14 protein-coding genes are annotated in these 16,036 nt (G+C 67.8%); 5 read left to right on the plus strand and 9 right to left on the minus strand.

The window, feature by feature from the left end; translation table 11 throughout:
- Nucleotides 1-90: 90 nt before the first annotated feature.
- From IT182_07085 to IT182_07095, 3 genes are read left to right on the plus strand one after another with little or no spacing between them, the layout of a single operon-like run.
- Entirely contained in the window at nt 91-1,179 is a 1,089-nt protein-coding gene (locus IT182_07085; GenBank protein MCC6163097.1) for a glycosyltransferase family 9 protein, read from the plus strand.
- A complete protein-coding gene (locus tag IT182_07090) occupies nt 1,169-2,386 on the plus strand; it encodes an O-antigen ligase family protein (GenBank protein MCC6163098.1) in 1,218 nt (405 codons plus the stop codon). The genes IT182_07085 and IT182_07090 overlap by 11 nt, the downstream gene beginning before the upstream one ends.
- Nucleotides 2,387-2,399: 13 nt before the next feature.
- Complete coding sequence (locus IT182_07095; protein ID MCC6163099.1) at nt 2,400-3,404, plus strand: bifunctional hydroxymethylpyrimidine kinase/phosphomethylpyrimidine kinase; 1,005 nt, start codon at nt 2,400-2,402, stop codon at nt 3,402-3,404.
- 91 nt (nt 3,405-3,495) lie between these two features.
- Here IT182_07095 and IT182_07100 read toward each other — a convergent pair whose 3' ends face one another.
- The 3 genes from IT182_07100 to purH all read right to left on the minus strand — a co-directional run bounded on the left by IT182_07100 (nt 3,496) and on the right by purH (nt 6,585).
- Entirely contained in the window at nt 3,496-4,029 is a 534-nt protein-coding gene (locus tag IT182_07100; protein MCC6163100.1) for a DUF3592 domain-containing protein, read from the minus strand.
- Nucleotides 4,030-4,216: 187 nt separating this feature from the next.
- A complete protein-coding gene (locus IT182_07105) occupies nt 4,217-4,840 on the minus strand; it encodes a PEP-CTERM sorting domain-containing protein (protein MCC6163101.1) in 624 nt (207 codons plus the stop codon).
- Between the two features lie 158 nt (nt 4,841-4,998).
- The gene (purH, locus tag IT182_07110) at nt 4,999-6,585 is read right to left on the minus strand and encodes a bifunctional phosphoribosylaminoimidazolecarboxamide formyltransferase/IMP cyclohydrolase (protein MCC6163102.1); all 1,587 of its coding nucleotides are present in this window, start codon (nt 6,583-6,585) and stop codon (nt 4,999-5,001) included.
- Nucleotides 6,586-6,771: 186 nt separating this feature from the next.
- Between purH and IT182_07115 the strand changes: the two genes are divergently transcribed.
- Nucleotides 6,772-6,981, plus strand: a complete 210-nt coding sequence (locus tag IT182_07115) for a cold-shock protein (protein ID MCC6163103.1) — start codon at nt 6,772-6,774, stop codon at nt 6,979-6,981.
- Nucleotides 6,982-7,049: 68 nt separating this feature from the next.
- Here IT182_07115 and IT182_07120 read toward each other — a convergent pair whose 3' ends face one another.
- A complete protein-coding gene (locus tag IT182_07120; protein MCC6163104.1) occupies nt 7,050-7,595 on the minus strand; it encodes a hypothetical protein in 546 nt (181 codons plus the stop codon).
- Nucleotides 7,596-7,680: 85 nt separating this feature from the next.
- On the minus strand, nt 7,681-8,133 hold the full coding sequence (locus IT182_07125; protein MCC6163105.1) for a hypothetical protein: 453 nt from the start codon (nt 8,131-8,133) through the stop codon (nt 7,681-7,683).
- An 89-nt stretch (nt 8,134-8,222) separates the two neighbouring features.
- Here IT182_07125 and IT182_07130 point away from each other — a divergent pair, with 89 nt between their 5' ends.
- On the plus strand, nt 8,223-9,632 hold the full coding sequence (locus IT182_07130; protein ID MCC6163106.1) for an L-seryl-tRNA(Sec) selenium transferase: 1,410 nt from the start codon (nt 8,223-8,225) through the stop codon (nt 9,630-9,632).
- A 127-nt stretch (nt 9,633-9,759) separates the two neighbouring features.
- On the opposite strand, the gene rfbB is transcribed toward IT182_07130, so the two are convergent.
- From rfbB to nuoL, 4 genes are read right to left on the minus strand one after another with little or no spacing between them, the layout of a single operon-like run.
- Complete coding sequence (gene rfbB, locus IT182_07135) at nt 9,760-10,821, minus strand: dTDP-glucose 4,6-dehydratase (GenBank protein ID MCC6163107.1); 1,062 nt, start codon at nt 10,819-10,821, stop codon at nt 9,760-9,762.
- 17 nt (nt 10,822-10,838) lie between these two features.
- Complete coding sequence (locus IT182_07140; protein ID MCC6163108.1) at nt 10,839-12,275, minus strand: NADH-quinone oxidoreductase subunit N; 1,437 nt, start codon at nt 12,273-12,275, stop codon at nt 10,839-10,841.
- Nucleotides 12,272-13,924, minus strand: coding sequence for an NADH-quinone oxidoreductase subunit M (locus IT182_07145; GenBank protein MCC6163109.1), 1,653 nt, complete (start codon nt 13,922-13,924; stop codon nt 12,272-12,274). The genes IT182_07140 and IT182_07145 overlap by 4 nt, the downstream gene beginning before the upstream one ends.
- Complete coding sequence (gene nuoL, locus IT182_07150) at nt 13,921-16,032, minus strand: NADH-quinone oxidoreductase subunit L (protein ID MCC6163110.1); 2,112 nt, start codon at nt 16,030-16,032, stop codon at nt 13,921-13,923. Before nuoL ends, IT182_07145 begins: the two co-directional genes overlap by 4 nt.
- Nucleotides 16,033-16,036: the final 4 nt, after the last annotated feature.

A 16,036-nucleotide genomic window follows, 5' to 3' on the forward strand; every position in this document is an offset into this window, starting at 1 on the left:
CTGATTGATCGGTTTCGGTGCCCGGCGATCGGTGCCCGGTGCCCGGTGCCCGGTGCCCGGTATTCGTCGTTTGATCCATGATGATGCCGCGTGCGCGTGCTCATCGTCAGACTGCGGCTGATCGGCGACGTCGTCTTCACGACGCCCGTCATCGGCGCGCTGCGGCGGGCCATGCCCGATGCGCATCTGTCCTATCTCGTCGAGCCGGCGGCGGCACCTGTCGTCGGTCACCATCCGGCGCTCGACGAGGTGATTCCGGCGCCTCGGACGCGGGGATGGCAGCGCGTGTGCGACGACCTGGCACTGGGGCGGCGGCTCCGTCGCGGACGGTACGACGTGGTCCTCGATCTTCACAGCGGTCCGCGCGCCTCGTGGCTCACCTGGCTCAGCGGCGCCCCCCGACGGATCGGGTTCGCCGTGCAAGGCCGCGAGTGGATGTACACCGACGTGGTGGCCCGGCCACGGGAGATCCGGCCACGCCACTCCGTGGAGAACCAGTGGGATCTACTCGCACCACTGCTGCCCGACCTCGCCCCACCGACACCCGCCGGCGACCCGGTGATGATGGTGCACGCGCCTGGCGCCGATGATTCGGTGGACGCCTGGATGCAGCGTGAGAGCCTTTCCAACGGACAAGACCTCGTCGTGGTGCATGTGAGCGCGGGCAACGCCTTTCGCCGGTGGCCGCTGCCGTCCTTTGTCGAGTTGGCGGAGCGCCTATCGGCAGTTGACCGCAATCGTCGTATCATCCTGACGTCCGGACCATCAGAGGCGGCGGCTGCCGCAGAGGTGGTTCGTCTGGTGCGTGAGCGCCGGCCCGAATCCCCGGAGGCCGTTCGAACCTGTGGGGACATGTCGTTGGACGAGTTGCATGCCTTGATTGGCCGGGCGTCGCTCTACATCGGCGGAGATAGTGGGCCCCTGCACGTGGCCGCCACCACCACGACGCCGATAGTGGGACTGTACGGGCCCACGCTGGCGGTGCGGTCGGCACCCTGGCGTGACCCGCGGGTTCCGAGTGTGGCGGTCGATGCCGGGCAACTGCCCTGCCGGCCGTGCGAACAACGTGTCTGTGTGCCGGGCGACTTCCGGTGCCTGACGCACATCACCGTCGACGCGGTCGTCGCGGCAGCAGAACGGGCACTGACGCCCGGAGCCGCAGGCGCCCGTGCCGACTGAGAAGGATGTCGAGCACGACGTGACAGCGCCGGCACTGCGCACCGCACGCATGGACCGCCTCGAGACCCTCTCGCTGTCGGTGCTCCTGTGCTTCGTCGCGGCGCTGCAGTTATCGGTGGCCGCGTCCGGGGTGCTGCTCGCCCTCACCCTGCTCTGCTGGGTCGCCCTCCTCGTGACGCGCGAGGAGGAGCAGTTCGGCGTCCCGCGCTTCTTCTGGCCACTGGCGGTATACGCCGCCGTCACGCTCATCTCGTCGACCGCCTCCGTCGATCCGGGCGTGAGCATCGTGGACTCCAAGCAACTGGTGCTCTTCCTGATCGTGCCGCTGGTGTACCGTCTGGCACGCGGGCATCGGGCACACCTGTTCGCCTCCGTGATCATCGCGGTGGGCGCCGCGAGCGCGCTCGTCGGCCTGTTCCAGTACGGCTTCCTCCAGTTCGACAACCTCGGCCGCCGGCCGGAGGGCATGCTCACGCACTACATGACGTACTCGGGGGCCTTGATGCTCGTGGCGTGCGTTGCCGGGGCTCGCGTGCTCTTCGGACGCCACGACAGGACGTGGCCGATGCTGGTGCTGCCGGCGATCCTCGTCGCGCTCGGACTCACCTTCACGCGAAGCGCGTGGGTGGGCCTCTGCATCGGCATGGCCGTCCTGCTCTCGCTGCGCGACCGCCGGCTCGTGGCGGGCATTCCCGTGGCGCTGGCCCTCGCGATCGTCGTGGCGCCGTCGAGCGTCACCGACCGCTTCTATTCGATTTTCGATCTCCAGGATCCGACCAATCGCGATCGCGTGGCGATGCTGAAGTCGGGCGCGGCGATGGTCGAGGACCATCCGCTCACGGGTGTCGGTCCGGACCAGGTCAAGGCCGTCTACCAGGTGTACCGGGTGCCCGAGTCCGTGCAGCCACTCAACGTCCACCTGCACAACGTGCCGATGCAGATCGCCGCCGAGCGCGGCCTGCCCGCGCTTGTCGTGTGGCTCTGGTTCGTGATCACCGTGGCGCGCGATCTCTATCGACGCGTCCAGCACCGCACGGGGGCGACGCGGGCGCTCGCCGCCGGCGCGCTGGCAAGCCTTGTCGCGATGCTCGGCGCGGGTTTCTTCGAGTACAACTTCGGCGACTCCGAGTTCCTCATGCTCCTGCTGGTGATCCTCACCCTGCCTTTCGCGGCGGAGCGGCCGGAGTCGGTCCACGGCCACCCGTGAACCGCCCGCATCAGTGAGCGGACATCTCATCCTCCCGGCCGCACGGGCACGCGCGATTCTCGACGCCTTCGCGGGACGTGACGTGCTGGTGGTGGGCGACGTGATGCTCGACCACTTCCTCTTCGGGCGCGTCCATCGCCTCTCTCCCGAAGCCCCCGTGCCCATCGTCGAATACGACCACGACGACCATCGTCCCGGCGGCGCGGCCAACGTCGCGATGAACCTCGCCGCGCTCGGTGCCACTGTCTCGTTGGTCGGCGTCGTGGGCGACGATGAGTCCGGCGCGCAGTTGCGCGATCGGCTGGCATCGGGCCGCGTCGACGCGACGGGCCTGATCACTGACGCGGCCCGCCCGACGACGAGGAAACTGCGCATCGTGACACAGCGCCAGCAACAGGTAGCGCGAGTGGATTTCGAGGCAGACATCGACGTCGCCGGCAGCGTCGCGCAGCAGCTGGCGCGCGCAATCGCCGAACGCTCGGCACGCGCCCATGCGATCCTCGTGTCCGACTACCTCAAGGGCACCATCACGGCGGAGATCATGGCGGCGGTGACGACGAGCGCTGGTGCGCAGAACGTGCCCGTGCTCGTGGACCCCAAGATCCCGCACCTCGATCTGTATCGTGGCGTCACGCTCGTGACCCCCAACCAGCTCGAAGCCGAGACGGCCACGCACGCGCGCGTGCGCACCGACGATGAGGCGCGAGAGGCCGCGCGTCGGCTGCGGGATCGCCTGCAGTGCGCGTCCGTCGTGATCACGCGTGGCGAGCAGGGGATGTGGGTACTCGACGGCACGTCGACGCCGCCTGTCGAGGCCAACTTCGCCTCCACCGCCATCGAAGTCGCCGACGTCACGGGGGCCGGCGATACGGTGATCGGCACGCTCGCGCTCGCCACAGCCGCGCAGGCGTCACTCGTCGAGGCCGCACAGATCGCGACAGTGGCCGCCGGGATCGCCGTCAGCCACTTCGGCGCGGTCGCCGTCACGCAGGCAGAACTGCGCGACGCGTTCGCGTAGGCGTGCGGGCGCGTCGAACCCGCGACGCCGGGGGCGATCGTCGTCCCGCGGCCGCGGCTCGAGCCGCACGGTCAGCAGTTCGTGGTGAACCTCACGCCAATCGATTGAGCGACGGCGACTCCAGCGAGAGCGAAGTCGCGACTGCGGAGGAGACGGGCACGGCTCCCACGTCTCGGAGGACCGTGCCCGGGGCCTGATGGCCGTGTGCGTGGATCGCCGCCAGCGCAAACAGAAGACCGACCAGCGTGAAGACGACTCCCGCGATCGCGAAGAGAATCGCCGCGATCCGCTCACCACCACGGACGATGGCCTGTTCAGGGTGACGCGGGTCGTACAGGACATCGACGGTGTCGCCGACATGCTTCGGTTGCCAACCCACCGAGTCGGTGGTGAATCGAAGCGGGTTGCCTTCGGGGCCGGCGAACTCGATGGTGTAGCGCGGGCCGTTGGCGTAGGTCGAACTCCCCGGAGGAACGTAGCGCTCCACGACACGCCCTGTGACGCCGGTGTGCGTGAGTGCCGCCCGTCTTTCGCAACGCCGGCGTCGCACCGCAGCGACGCACGCGGCAAGCCCTCCCGCAAGCGTGACCAATCCGACGACGCCAGCCAGAAGCGCCACAGGCATGAGCGCCATCCTACAACGCAACCGTCACTGACGCGGACCCGCCGCCCAAGCCAGGATGACCGGGGGAAGCCCCGACCCTGCCAGGGTGCAGATGCACAAACAGGGGCACCCGTACGGATGCCCCTGTGTGGCGCCAAACCTCCGAGACAGTGGTGCCTCCCTGGCGCCGATGGCCCGGGCAGCGGAACTACTGCACGCGCTGGCGGCGGCGGACGGCGGCGCCCGATGCGAGGAGGCCGAGGCCGACGAGCAGCATCGAGCCAGGTTCAGGCACGGCCCTCTGGATCATCAACTGATCCTGCGCGGCCAGCTTGTTGTCGGCCCTGATCAACTGCACCACGTAGACCTGATCGCCGCCACCAAAGCCGTACGTCGCGGCATTGTTCACGCCCCACTGCGCGACAGCGTTGTTGACGCCATTGGCCTGGCTCTCGAGGAACCAGATCGCATACTGCACGTCGGCCCCGGACCACCCGCTGGCGCCGTCGCGGTACCAGTGGTAGATGGCCTTTGTCGCGTCCGAGATGGCCACGTTTCTCGACGTCGTCCTGTCGGTGATGGCCTTGACTTCGTACTGGTCCGAATAATTGATGTACTCGCTCACTTCGAGACAGAACGTCTTCCAGGTGTCGCCGGCACCCACTCCGCTCACGACCCGGAGGTCGAAGGGCCCCCCGCCATGCAGGGTGGTGTTGTCGCCTGGCTTGTCGAACTCGACGATACTGCCCACGCCCAGCACGTCGGCCGACGCCGGTGCCGCCACACAAAGACCCGCCACGATTGCGATTGCACGAAAAGTCTGCTTGATCATCCCGAACCTCGTCTGAGTCCAGCGGGAAGGGGAGCGTTTCCCACCGCCTGCCTCAATTAAAGCAAACGCGATGCCAGCCCAACTCATGGGCGATCGCGCGTACAGCGCGCCGATCGGCGCGGAATATTCCCCTCACGAGCAGACTCTTGTCCTGTCGATCAGTGCCTGAAATGTCTGCGTCCCGTGAAGACCATGGCCAGGCCGTGCTCGTCGGCGGCGGCGATCACTTCCTGGTCGCGGACCGACCCGCCCGGCTGCACGCTGGCCGTCGCGCCGGCGGCCGCCACGGCGTCAAGGCCATCCCTGAACGGGAAGAAGGCGTCTGATGCGACGACGGAGCCTGTGAGGTTACCCTCGCCCGCCTTCATCATCGCGACCTTGACAGCATCCACGCGGCTCATCTGCCCCGCACCGACACCGAGCGTCCTGTCGGCGGAAGCAAAGAGGATGGTGTTCGACTTCACGTGCGCGCACACGCGCCACGCGAAGCGCAGCGCCTGCCACTCCTGCGCCGTCGGCTGGCGCCGCGTCACCACCTTCAGGTCGGTGTCGGGACCCCACGGGTCGCGCGCTTCCGTCACGCGGTCTCGCTGCTGCACCAGGGTGGCCCCCAGGATCGAGCGCCATTCGAGGGTGTCGACCGCAGCCAACGCAGCGAAGTCGGCGGTCACGACGCGCAGGTTCGCCTTCTTGGCCAGGATGGCCAGCGCGTCGGCGTCGACGCCCGGCGCCACTACCGCCTCGATGAATGTCGAGACGATGGCCTCTGCCGTCGCGGCGTCGAGCGTGCGATTGAGGCCGATGATGCCGCCGAACGCCGAGAGGGGGTCGGCGTCGCGCGCGCGGACGTAAGCGTCCGCCGCATCGCGGCCCGTGGCCACGCCGCACGGATTGGTGTGCTTGATGACGCTCGCGGCAGGCTCGATGAACTCGAGCACGATGCGTGCGGCGGCGTCGAGATCGAGCAGATTCGTGAAGCTCAGTTCCTTGCCCTGATGGATCGTGACGCCGCCGAATCCCGCCGCGCCGTCGGCATACCACGCCGCGGGCTGGTGCGGGTTCTCGCCGTACCGCAGCGTGCGGATGCGCGTGTGCCGGCGGGTCACGTCCTCCGGGAACGTCCCGCGCGACGCGACGGGCACGCGCACCCCGCCGTCCTCATCCATGTTCACGCAAGATAGCTCTGACGCGATCATCTGGTCGTACGCGCCCGTGTGCGCGAAGGCCTTGCGCGCGAGTTCGAAGCGCAGCGCCTGTGGCACGGTACCGGCCGCCAGCGCCTCCAGCACGCGCGGGTAGTCGGCCGGGTCCACCACCACGAGCACGTCGCGGAAGTTCTTGGCCGCCGCGCGCACCATCCCAGGTCCGCCGATGTCGATCTGCTCCACCAGCCCCGGTACCGTCGTCGACGCGTCAGCCGCCGCTTTCGCGAACGGGTACAGGTTGACCACGACGATGTCGATGAGGGGGATGCCGTGCTCGGCGAGCGACGCGAGGTGATCCGCCTTGTCGCGGCGCGCGAGGATGCCGCCGTGCACGCGCGGGTGCAGCGTCTTGACGCGGCCGTCGAGCATCTCCGGGAATCCGGTGATGTCGGAGACCTGCGTCACGGCAAGGCCTTCCGCGTCGAGCGCCCTGGCGGTGCCCCCGGTGGAGAGCAGGTGATAGCCGAGGTCCGCGAGGCCGCGCGCGAATGACGTGAGGCCCGTCTTGTCGGACACACTGATCAGAGCATGGGATGACATGGCGTTCGAAAGCAGGTGATTACGTGGCTTGACACTGTTGAGCCGGCATCGCTATCCTGTCGGCCGCCGGACAATCAGAGAGTGGTACATGCAGGGTTTCCGGGGTAACCGTGCGTCCGGATCCATGCCGGACGGACGCACCTTCTGCCGGTTCGCACCGGCGGCGACGCAAGGCAGGTCAGCACCATGGAACGCATCACGGGCAAGGTCAAGTGGTTCAACAACGCCAAGGGGTACGGGTTCATCGAGCGCGAATCGGGCAATGACGTCTTCGTGCACTTCTCGGCCATCCAGGGCGCCGGGTTCCGGACGCTGGACGAGGGGCAACCTGTGGAGTTCGAGATCGTCGACGGTCCGAAAGGCCCACAGGCCGGCAACGTCACCAAAGCCGACTGACCTCGGGTAGAGCCCGTGGGCGGGGACCTCGCCGCCCACGACATCGGTCGATACGCTCCAGACGCGCGTCATTCCCTGTCGCTGCCCGTTCCGACCTTCACCGCACGCGCCGTCAGTCCCACCTTCCCGTCGTGTCGCGTCACCAGGAATCGCACCTCGTCGCCGGGATGCCGCTCCTGCAGCACCCGCATCTGGTCGCGCACCAGTCCCGCGAACCTGTGGAACGGCACCACGTCGAGACCTTCTTCTCTGCGCGCCTGCATGAGGGCTTCATACAGTTCGTGCAGTTTGTCGGTCTCCTGCAGGGGATCGTGGAACACCGCCGTGTGCAGCACCTGTCCGGACGACGGCGTCGCTGCCGGCGTCGATGGCTTCACGAACGGCGTGCTCCGGCCTTCCTCCTTCGCGCGCACGCTGCGATCCCAGAGATCGCAGAACGTCGAGTAGCGCGCCTGCAGCGTGGTGAACTGGAAGCGGGTGATCGCGCTCTCGAACGTCACGCGATCGAATCGCTTGAAGGCGCGGTCCAGCGCCGCGCGACTCTCGACGGGCGGACGCGCGGTGCGGCCGGAGAAGTACATCGTGTACTCCGACTCCACCTTCTTCAGCTGCACCGACAGGGCGTGCAGTTCGCGTTCGGGAGCGGGCGACTTGGGCAGGGGGCTGACTCCTCGGGCGTGCTCGGTGGGTCGTCGGGAGTCAGCGCGGCAGCAGGAACCATGTGAGCGGCAACCACAGCTCCCGCGCGAACGGCACCGGCCTGTCGTCGACCAGCACCTCGCATCCGGGATAGCGACCGACGATCGTGAACAGATCGCGTAGGCGCACCACGTTCGACGGATGGAATCGCGCACGCACGCGATACGCCGCACCGGTGCCCACCTCGCGGAACTCCGCCGACGCACGCGCGATCGTCATCGCGCGCTCGAAGTCGTCGCCGTCGAACCGCGGGAACACCAGCGTGAACGAGAACGGGACGTCGCCGGTGCCGAAGAGCGCCGTGCGCAGATCCGGATCGAGCGCCGCCAGTTCCTCGACCGTCGGCTGCTCGGCAAGATCCGCATACGGCCAGAAGTGCTCCCGTGGCTGGTAGTCCGGGAGCGCGCGGGTCGGTGCGTCCGGGGTGATGGACTTGGCGGGCGTATCGGTCATGCGCGGAGGAGCGGGCAGGCCACGCAGGCGTCGTGCGGACGTCCGGGCCTGGCAAAAGGCGCCCCGAGGGGGAATGGTAGCATTCGCGCGTGTCGCGAGCGCGCGTGATCCCCGCGGTTGACCATCTGCTCGGCCTGCCGGCCGTGCAGCGCCTCGCCACCGAGTACGGCGACCGGCGCGTGCGCCAGGCAATCGACGCGGAAATCGCCCGCCTGCGGACGTCGCTGCTCGACGACACGGCCCCAGGCGTTGCCACGCGTGACCAGGCCACGGCCCTTCTGCTCGAACGTCTCGATGCGGCGCTCGTTGCGTCACGCGAGCCGTCGCTCAGGACCGCGATCAACGCCACGGGCGTGATCCTGCACACGAACCTCGGACGCGCCCCGCTCGCCGACGAGGCGCTTGCCGCGATGCGTCTCGTCGGCATGGGCTACAGCACGCTCGAGTTCGACGTCGCGACGGGACAGCGCGGTTCTCGGCACGCGCACCTCGACGCGGTGCTGCGCGAGGCGACTGGTGCGGACGCCGGGCTCATCACCAACAACACGGCAGCAGGCCTCACGGTGACGCTCGCGGCACTGGCCGCTGGACGCGAGGTGATCATCAGCCGGGGCGAACTCGTGGAGATCGGCGGAGGCTTCCGTGTCCCGGAGGTCCTCCGCGGGTCGGGCGCGCTGCTGCGCGAAGTCGGCACGACCAACCGGACGCGTACCGCCGACTACGCGGCCGCCATCTCTCATCGCACGGCCGCCATCCTGCGCGTGCATCCGTCCAACTTCCGCGTAGACGGGTTCACGGAACGCCCGGAGGTCCGCGAACTCGCCGCGCTCGCGCAACGCTTCACGATTCCCCTGATCGAAGACGTGGGTTCGGGCTGGCTCGGGTTCGATCTGTTCGCGGCCGACGCGTTCCCCGCCGGCGCCAGGAGCGTGCTCGCGAGTGAACCCGCCGTCCGCGCCAGCATCGCAGCCGGCGTCGATCTGGTGGCGTTCAGTGGCGACAAGCTGCTCGGCGGACCGCAGGCCGGGATCATCGCCGGACGCTCGGCGCTCGTGGATCGGATCGGTCGTCACCCGCTGATGCGGGCCGTGCGTGCCGACAAGCTGACGTACGCCGCGCTCGACGCGACGCTTCGCGCGTTCACGAGCGGTCACGCCGCGCGGGCGGTGCCCGTGATGCGCATGCTGGCCGCGAGTCCCGGCACGCTGGCCGCGCGCGCGACGGCGCTGGCCGCGCGGCTCACCGATGGCGGGGTGCGATGTGAGGTGGGTCCGGGCGTGTCGACGATCGGCGGCGGGTCGACGCCAGGCGCAACGCTTGCGACCACGTTGGTCCGCCTGTCGTCGTCGTCGCCAGGCAGGCTCCTCGCCCGCCTGCGCGAACAGCCCACACCTGTCATCGCGCGCATCCAGGACGACTACGTGTGCGTGGACCTGCGAACGGTGGCCGAGTCCGAGGAGTCGCTCCTGGTCGCGGCGCTGGTGAACGCGAGGGACTGACGCCCTGCGGGCGGCCACCCTCTCCGTTGCTACGCAGTTACCGAGGGCAGGCAAGGGCCGCCCCTGCAACCGACTCGGAGAGACGTCGGGCCCCGGGCTTGCCCGGCCCGTCACCACCCCTGCGTGTTCACCCGCCGTACTGTGTGGTGATCCAGTCGCGGTAGCTGCCGCTGGTCACGTGCTGCACCCAGTCCTGGTGGTCGAGATACCACTGGACGGTCTGGCGCATGCCCGACTCGAAGGTGTGCGAGGGTTCCCACGCCAGCTCCGCGCGGATCTTCGTCGGGTCGATCGCATACCGATGGTCGTGACCGGGCCTGTCGCGCACGAACGTGATGAGGTCGGCGTACTGCCCGTCGGCCCGCGGCGCGAGCGCGTCGAGGATGCCGCACAGCGTGTGGACCACCGCGAGGTTGGGACGCTCGCTGTTGCCGCCGACGTTGTACGTCTCGCCCGGACGGCCGGCCTCGAGCACGCGTGCGATCGCCGCACAGTGGTCCTGCACGTGCAGCCAGTCGCGCACGTTGGAGCCATCGCCGTAGATCGGCAGCGGCTTGCCCGCGAGCGCGTTGTGGATGATGAGCGGGATCAGCTTCTCGGGAAACTGGTACGGCCCGTAGTTGTTCGAACAGTTCGTCGTGAGCGTGGGCAGGCCGTACGTGTGGTGGTACGCGCGCACCAGATGATCGGAGCCCGCCTTGGACGCCGAGTACGGGCTGTTGGGCGCGTACGGCGTCGCCTCGGAGAACGCCGGATCGTCGGCGCCGAGCGATCCGTACACTTCGTCGGTCGACACGTGCAGGAACCGGAACGCGCCGCGCGCGTCGCCGTCGAGCGACGACCAGTACGCCTTGACCTCGTCGATGAGGGCGAACGTCCCCACCAGGTTGGTCTCGACGAACGCCGCCGGCCCCGAGATCGACCTGTCGACGTGACTTTCGGCGGCGAAGTTGATCACCGCGACGGGCGCATGCGTACGAAGGAGCTTACTTACCAGCTCGCGGTCGCCGATATCCCCGCGCACCAGCTCATGTCGATCGCTGCCCTGCAGACCCGCCAGGTTCTCGGGGTTGCCGGCATACGTCAGCTTGTCCAGGTTGACGATGCGCCCGGTGCCGTTCGCGATCCGGTGATGGACGAAATTTGCGCCGATGAAGCCGGCACCGCCCGTGACGAGGATGGTAGACATCGGGAATGACGAATGTCCTAGAACAGGCCCTGTACGCTCTGGACGGCGAGGTCGATGATGGTGTTGGGGACGATGCCCATGTAGAAGATCGCGAGCGTGGCGAGGGCGAGGCCAGCCGCGGCGCCGCGCGGCACGACGGGTGCCGGGTCCACGGCCACGTCCTCGGACATGTACATCAGCACGACGATCCGCAGGTAGAAGTACACCGACACGACGCTCGTGAGGAAGCCGACGATCGCGAGCCCGAAGTAGCCCTCCTGCACGGCTGCGGCAAAGACGTACCACTTCGCCACGAAGCCCGCCGTCGGCGGCAGGCCACCGAGCGACAGCAGGAAGATGGTCATCACGGCCGCCATGCCGGGCCGCCGGTGCCAGAGGCCCGCGAAGTCGCGGACGTTGTCGTGCGGGTGATCCTCGGTCGACAGGAGCGCGATCACGCCGAACGCGGCGACGTTGGTGATGGCGTACGCCAGCAGGTAGAACAGCATGCCGGCCTTGCCCACCGAGTTGGCCGCGATGAGCCCAACGAGCAGGTAGCCGCCGTGCGCGATGCTCGAGTACGCGAGCATGCGCTTCACGTTGCCCTGCGCCACGCCCACCGTCGAGCCAAGCACCATGGTCGCCACGGCAATCGCCGAGAGGATGGGGGCCCATTCGGCGTGCAGCGGCTCGAACGACGAGAGGAACACGCGGATGAACGCCGCAAACGCCGCCGCCTTCACGCCCGTGGACATGAACCCGGTGACCAGCGTCGGCGCGCCTTCGTAGGCGTCTGGCGTCCACATGTGGAACGGCACCGCCGACACCTTGAACGCGAAGCCCACCAGCAGGAGGCCGACGGCGAGGATCGCCATCACGCCGGGGTCGTTCATCTGGCCGGCCAGCGTCGCCGCCACCTGTTCGAGACGCGTGCTGCCGACCACGCCGTACGTGAATGCCACGCCATACAGGAAGAATGCGCTCGAGAACGCGCCCATCACGAAGTACTTGAAGGCCGCTTCGGCGCCGGCCTCGCTGCTGCGCCTGATGCCCGTGAGCACGTACACCGCCAGCGACATGACTTCCAGCGCAAGGAAGATCACCAGCAGATCGGTGGCGCCGGCCATCAACATCATGCCGGCGATCCCGAACAGCATCAGGATGTGGTACTCACCCGCCGGCACACGCTCGCGATCCACGACAGACGCCGAGAACAGGATCGTCAGGGCGCCGATGACGCAGAGCGTGACGTTGAAGAACAGCGCGAAGTTGTCGGCGCGCATCACGCCGAAGCCGGTGAGGTCGCGTCCCCACAGGAGCACCGACGCGGTCGCCGCGCCCGCCAGGCCGATGAGCCCGAGACCGCCGAGGGGCACCCGCTCGTCGCGCGGCTGGAACGCCTCGGCCAGCATCGTCACGATCGCGGTGAGCGTGACGATGAGAATCGGCATGATTGCCTGCAGGTCGGTCATCATCGGGCCACCTCCGCGTCAGCCGCCGCCACGCGGGATTCGGGCGCCACGACTCGGGAGTCGTGTGCTCGCGTCTCGGTCGCGTCGGCGTAGGCGGCGGGCCTGTCCGCCGGAGCCGAGACGGAAGAGTCCTGCACTGCCACCTCGGCGAAGGCGGGGCGCTGCGCGTGCAGCCGCTCGACCAGCCGATCCACGGCCGGCGCCATCGGCGTCAGGAAGATGTTGGGGAACACGCCCATGACGAACGCGAGCACGACGCACGGGCCGATGGCGGCCCACTCGCGCGGCTCGAGGTCGGGCAACGTCTTGTTCTTCGGGTTGGTGAGCGCGCCGTAGTTCACACGCTGGAACATCCACAGCATGTAGACCGCCGACAGGATCACACCCGTCGTCGCGACAACGGCCAGCACGGGCCGCCAGCGGTACGTGCCGAGCAGCGAGAAGAATTCGCCGATGAACCCGTTGGTGAGCGGCATGCCGATGGAGGCCAGGGTGATGAGCAGGAACACGGCCACGAGCCGCGGCGTCACGTGCTTCAGTCCGCCGTATTCGGCGATCTGCCGCGTATGGCGCCTGTCAGACAGCATCCCGACGATGAGGAAGAGGCCGCCCGTGCTCACGCCGTGCGCGAGCATCTGGAAGATCGCGCCCTGCAAGCCCTGCTGGTTCGACGCGCAGATGCCCAGCACGATCACGCCCATGTGGCTCACCGACGAGTACGCCACGAGCTTCTTCATGTCGGGCTGCACCATGGCGACGAGCGCGCCGTACACGATACCGATCGCGGCGAGCGTGCCAATCCAGGGTGCCAGTTGCAGCGCCGCATCGGGGAACAGCGGGAACGCGAACCTGATGAGGCCGTACGTGCCCATCTTGAGCAGCACGCCCGCGAGGATGACCGAGCCCGCGGTGGGCGCCTGCACGTGCGCGTCGGGCAGCCACGTGTGGAACGGGAAGAGCGGCACCTTGATCAGGAACGCGAGCGCGAAGGCCAGGAAGAACCAGAACTGCGTCTGCGGATCGATCGAGAGGCGATAGAGCTGCAGGAGGTTGAAGCTGTACTGCCCCGTCGCCTGCGCGTGGATGACCGCCAGCCCGATGATGGCGATGAACATGAGCACGCTGCCGGCCATCGTGTAGAGGATGAACTTGACGGCGGCGTACACGCGCTGGTCGTAACCCCAGATCCCGATGAGGAAGTACATCGGGATGAGCATCGCGTCCCAGAAGACGTAGAAGAGGAACAGGTCCAGCGCCACGAACACGCCGAGCATGCCGGCTTCGAGCGCGAGTACGAAGAAGCAGAACTCCTTCACCTTGCGATCGACGCCGTGCCACGACGACAGCAGCGCGAGCGGCGTCAGGAAGCCCGTGAGCACGACGAGCCAGAGACTGATGCCGTCGAGGCCCAGGTGGTAGTCGATGCCGAACGCCGGGATCCACGGCACGCGCTCCACCAACTGGAAGTCGGCCGACGTGCCGTCGAACGCGCCCCAGACCGCCAGCGTGAGAGCGAACACCACCAGCGAGATACCCAGCGCGACGTTGCGGACGAGCCCGTTCTGCTCACCACCCTTGTTCGGGATGGCCAGCAGACACAGCGCACCGATGAGCGGGGCGAAGACGGTGAGAGTGAGGAGCGGAAAGGTCATCGCGCGAGGAAGTAGCCCAGGACCAGCAGCACGCCCGTGAGGAGCGATGCCGCGTAGACGCGCAACGAGCCGGTCTGCAGCAGGCGCAACGCCCCCGCCGACTCGCGCACCAGATACCCCGTACCGTTGACGACGCCGTCGATCACGCGGACGTCGATCGTCTTCCAGAGCACGGACGTCGAACCATCACGCAGCGGATGGACGACCGCGGCGTCGTAGATCTCGTCAACGTAGTACTTGTTCAGCAGCAGTCTGTGGACCGGCGCCAGGCTCTCTGCCGCGCCGTCCGCCGCGTCGGGTCGTTTCAGGAAGAAGAACGCCGCGAGGCCGATCCCCACGAACGCGAGCACCGTCGACACGCCCATCAACGCGAGCTCGGTCTGCGTCTTCGCGGGATCGTCATGCCCTTCGACTCCACCATGGGCCGCGGCTTCGCCATGGCCCATGGTGTCGCTCAGGACTTCGCCATGGTGACTGACGTCGCTCACAACTGACGATGGATGAAAACTGGAGTGGAGAAACGTTTCGATGGCGTTGCTGCCGCCGAGGGCGTGGGGAACGCCGACGTAGCCGGCGAGCACCGAACCGAGCGCGAGGACGACGAGCGGCATGGCCATCGGCCAGGGTGACTCATGCGGGTGGACATGGCCGTGACCATGTCCATGGTCATGGTCATGGTCATGGTCATGGTCGTGTCCATCCGCAACCCCGGGCGAAGGCGAGGAGTGCGCGTGGTCACCATGGGCGTCATGTCCATCCTCCGGAGCCGAGGAGAAGCGCTCTTCGCCGTGGAAGGTCATGAAGATCAACCGGAACATGTAGCAGGCCGTCAGCAGCCCCGTCAGCGCGCCGATCACCCACAGGCCCGTGTGGCCCGTGTAGTACGTCTGGAAGAGGATCTCGTCCTTGCTGAAGAAGCCCGAGAGCAGCGGCACGCCGGCGATCGCGGCCGCGCCGATCACGAACGTCCAGTACGTGACGGGCATGTACTTCTTCAGCCCGCCCATCCTGCGCATGTCCTGTTCGCCAGCCATCGCGTGGATCACCGAGCCGGATCCGAGGAACATCAGCGCCTTGAAGAACGCGTGCGTGTAGAGGTGGAACACGCCGGCCGAGTACGCGCCGACGCCCATCGCCAGGAACATGTACCCGAGCTGTGACACCGTCGAGTACGCGAGCACGCGCTTGATGTCGTTCTGCACGAGGCCGATGGTGCCGGCCATCAGCGCCGTCAACGCGCCGATCACGGCCACCACCTGCAGCGTCTCGGGCGTGTGCGCGAAGAGTTCCGCGTTGCGGCCGATCATGTACACGCCTGCCGTGACCATCGTGGCCGCGTGGATGAGCGCCGACACGGGCGTGGGACCTTCCATCGCGTCGGGCAGCCAGACGTACAGCGGGATCTGCGCCGACTTGCCCGTCGCGCCGATGAAGAACAGCAGCGTGGTCACCGACAGCGCGCCCCACGTCACTTCCACGGGCATCGCGGCGACCTGCTCGGCGATGGCCTTGAAGTCGAGCGTACCGAACGCCGTGAAGGCGCCGAACATGCCGAGGATGAACGCGAAGTCGCCGATGCGGTTCACGATGAACGCCTTCTTGCCGGCGTCGCCCGCTGACTTCTTCGTGTACCAGAACCCGATGAGCAGGTAGGAGCAGAGGCCCACGCCTTCCCAGCCCACGAACATGATCGGGAAGCTCGCGCCCAGCACCAGCGTGAGCATGAACGACACGAAGAGGTTCAGGTACGAGAAGTAGCGCGCGTACTCGCTGTCGCGCTCCTCGTGCATGTAACTCGTCGAGTAGATGTGGATCAGCGAGCCGATGCCGGTGATGACGAGAATCATCAGCGTCGACAGCGGATCGAGCCGCAGCGTGACGGGGACGGTGAAGTCGCCCGACGTCATCCACGTCCAGAGCGTCTGCTCGATGACGCGATGATCGGCAGGCGCGCCGAAGATCTGCGCGGCAGACGCCAGCGACAGGCCGAACGACACGAGCAGCGCGCCGACGGCCACGCCGCCGGACACGGCCTTGGACAGGCGCCGTCCGAGGAAGGCGTTGATCAGGAATCCGATGAACGGAACGAGGATGATGAGCGCGAGCATCGTC

This window comes from Acidobacteriota bacterium, from assembly GCA_020845575.1.
Lineage (GTDB): Bacteria > Acidobacteriota > Vicinamibacteria > Vicinamibacterales > Vicinamibacteraceae > Luteitalea.

Bases quoted from the DNA above. Each gene is read 5' to 3' on its own strand.
- nuoL (MCC6163110.1), bottom strand. From the start codon at position 16,032: ATGCTCGCGCTCATCATCCTCGTTCCGTTCATCGGATTCCTGATCAAC.
- IT182_07105 (MCC6163101.1), bottom strand. From the start codon at position 4,840: ATGATCAAGCAGACTTTTCGTGCAATCGCAATCGTGGCGGGTCTTTGT.
- purH (MCC6163102.1), bottom strand. From the start codon at position 6,585: ATGTCATCCCATGCTCTGATCAGTGTGTCCGACAAGACGGGCCTCACG.
- IT182_07125 (MCC6163105.1), bottom strand. From the start codon at position 8,133: ATGACCGATACGCCCGCCAAGTCCATCACCCCGGACGCACCGACCCGC.
- IT182_07145 (MCC6163109.1), bottom strand. From the start codon at position 13,924: ATGACCTTTCCGCTCCTCACTCTCACCGTCTTCGCCCCGCTCATCGGT.
- rfbB (MCC6163107.1), bottom strand. From the start codon at position 10,821: ATGTCTACCATCCTCGTCACGGGCGGTGCCGGCTTCATCGGCGCAAAT.
- IT182_07115 (MCC6163103.1), top strand. From the start codon at position 6,772: ATGGAACGCATCACGGGCAAGGTCAAGTGGTTCAACAACGCCAAGGGG.
- IT182_07140 (MCC6163108.1), bottom strand. From the start codon at position 12,275: ATGATGACCGACCTGCAGGCAATCATGCCGATTCTCATCGTCACGCTC.
- IT182_07100 (MCC6163100.1), bottom strand. From the start codon at position 4,029: ATGCCTGTGGCGCTTCTGGCTGGCGTCGTCGGATTGGTCACGCTTGCG.